The 2,127-nt window shown below is 76.8% G+C and carries 3 protein-coding genes; 1 reads left to right on the top strand and 2 read right to left on the bottom strand.

From position 1 onward, the window contains the following. Positions 1-895: PaaX family transcriptional regulator (locus tag ABZ914_RS50560; RefSeq protein WP_500201704.1), on the top strand; the 895-nt coding region annotated here is incomplete at its 5' end. A gap of 65 nt (positions 896-960) precedes the next feature. On the opposite strand, the gene ABZ914_RS50555 is transcribed toward ABZ914_RS50560, so the two are convergent. Further along, positions 961-1,581: a TetR/AcrR family transcriptional regulator gene (locus ABZ914_RS50555; RefSeq protein ID WP_500201703.1), complete on the bottom strand. Its 621-nt coding sequence runs from the start codon at positions 1,579-1,581 to the stop codon at positions 961-963. 146 nt (positions 1,582-1,727) lie between these two features. Further along, a partial coding sequence (locus ABZ914_RS50550) for a sensor histidine kinase (protein ID WP_500201702.1) occupies positions 1,728-2,127 on the bottom strand: 400 nt, incomplete at its 5' end.

Raw genomic sequence — 2,127 nt, 5'->3', positions numbered from 1 at the left:
CCGCCCGGCGGCGGACGCGCCGGGCGGCGGCGAGGCCCTGGACGGCGGTGAGGCCCTGGACGGCGGTGAGGCCCTGGACGGCGCCGACGCGCCGCCGCGGCTCCGGCCCCGGTCGCTGATGCTGACCTACCTCGGGAACTACGTGCTCGGCCGCCGCGTCGCGGTGTTCTCCGGCAGCTTCATCGACGCGTTCGGCCGGCTCGGCGTCGGCGAGCACGCGGTCCGCTCGACGCTGGCCCGCATGGTCGACCGCGGGCTGCTGGCGCGGCACCGCGCGGGCCGCCGGATGCACTTCGGCCTCACCCCGCGCTCGGAGGCGATCCTGCTCGACGGCGAGGACCGGGTGTGGCGGCGCGGCGTGCTGAACACCGACTGGGACGGGACCTGGACCGTGCTGGCGTTCTCGCTGCCGGAGTCCTGGCGGCGCGTCCGGCACGACCTGCGCGCCCGGCTGGCCTGGGCGGGGTTCGGGTCGCTCGGCAACGGCACGTGGATCGCGCCGTCGGCGGTCGACGTCCCCGCGCTCGTCGACGGGCTCGGCCTGGACGGGCGCCTCAAGGTGTTCGCCGGCCCCGCGCAGGCGCCGACCGACGTCCCGGCGATGCTCCGCGAGGCGTTCGACCTCGGCCCCCTGGCCGCCGGCCACCGCGCCTTCCTCCGCCGCTGGGACCGCCCCGAGCCGCTGCCGGGCGCGCCCGACGACCTGGCCCGCTACCTGTGGATGTCGACCGAGTGGCTGGAGCTCGTCCGCGCCGACCCGCGGCTGCCGGTGGAGCACCTGCCGGACGGCTGGCCCGCCGTCCGCGGCCAGTGCGTGCTGCGGGAGCTGCGCCGCCGCTGGGAGGGGCCGGCCCGCCGCATCGCCGACGCGTCGATGGAGTGCATCGAGGTCTGACCGCCGCCGCGCCCCTGCGCTCACCCCTGGGCGGCTCGACCCTGGGCCGCTCAACCCTGCGCCGCTCAGCCCTGGGCCGTCATCCTCGGCACGGTCTCCTCGATCAGATGCATGATCGTCTCCTCCAGCAGCAGGTGCACCTGCGCCCGGGTGAGCCGGCCGTGCCGCAGCCACTCGCGGGTCGCGGCCTCCGCCATCCCGCTGAAACCGCGCAGCGCCGAGCGCACCTCCGGATGCTCGGCGGCGAGCCGGGACAGCCCGACCACCTCGGTGATGTGGTCGACCGCGCCCTCCCGCGCCGCGTCCACCAGCCGGGCGAGGTCGTCGTCGCCCGCGGTCCCCGCCGCCATGTCCAGCGCGACGAGCCAGGTGCCGGCGTTGCGCTCCAGCAGCTCCAGCCAGCCGGTGATGCTCTCGGTGACCCGCTCGCGGACGCTCGCCCCCGGCTCGTAGGCGGGCACCGGGACCGGCGGGATGTGCAGCATCCGCTCCACGACCGCCAGGTACAGCTCCCGCTTGGTGCCGAAGTAGTGGTTCAGGAGGCCCCGGCTGACGCCCGCCACCGCCGCGATCTCGGTGTTCGAGACCTCCTCGTACGGCCGTTCGCTGAACAGCTCCCGCGCGCACACCAGGATCTGCTCGCGCCGCTCGTCACGGTCCTTGCGCACCCGTACCCGCTCGCCCATGTCTCCCTGTCCGCGCCGTCCTCGCCCGCCGCCGCCCGGTGATCCGGGTGGCGCGGCGGCGCGTTCCAGTGTTCCAGAAGCACGGCCTCCCACGTCAGGTCCGCGGCGAGGTCAGAGCAGCCGGACCCGCCGGTGCCCCCGGTCGGTCATCGGGGCGTCGGCAGGGTGATCCGGACGGTGGTGCCCCGGCCGGGGGGACTCTCGACGTCGACATGCCCGCGCAGCGCGCGGACCCGGTCGGTGAGGCCCGCGAGCCCGCCGCCGGGGACGGCGCCCGCGCCGCCCGCCCCGTCGTCGCGGACCTCGGCGACGAGGCGTCCCGCCTCGTCGCGCACGCTCAGCCGGATCTCGTCGGCGCCCGCGTGCTTGGCCGCGTTCGCCAGCGCCTCGCAGAGGGCGAAGTACAGCGTCGACTCGATCTCCGGCGGGTACCGGCGGCCGGGCAGGTCGAGCCGGACGGGCACCGGCGCCCGGCCGGCGACGAGCCGCATCGCGGCGTCCAACCCCGCGTCGGTGAGGATCGCCGGGTGCACGCCGCGGGCCAGG

Source organism: Spirillospora sp. NPDC046719, from assembly GCF_040645715.1.
Taxonomy (GTDB): domain Bacteria; phylum Actinomycetota; class Actinomycetes; order Streptosporangiales; family Streptosporangiaceae; genus Spirillospora.
This window is presented reverse-complemented; position numbering and strand designations above follow the sequence as displayed.

Bases quoted from the DNA above. Each gene is read 5' to 3' on its own strand.
- ABZ914_RS50555 (WP_500201703.1), bottom strand. From the start codon at position 1,581: ATGGGCGAGCGGGTACGGGTGCGCAAGGACCGTGACGAGCGGCGCGAG.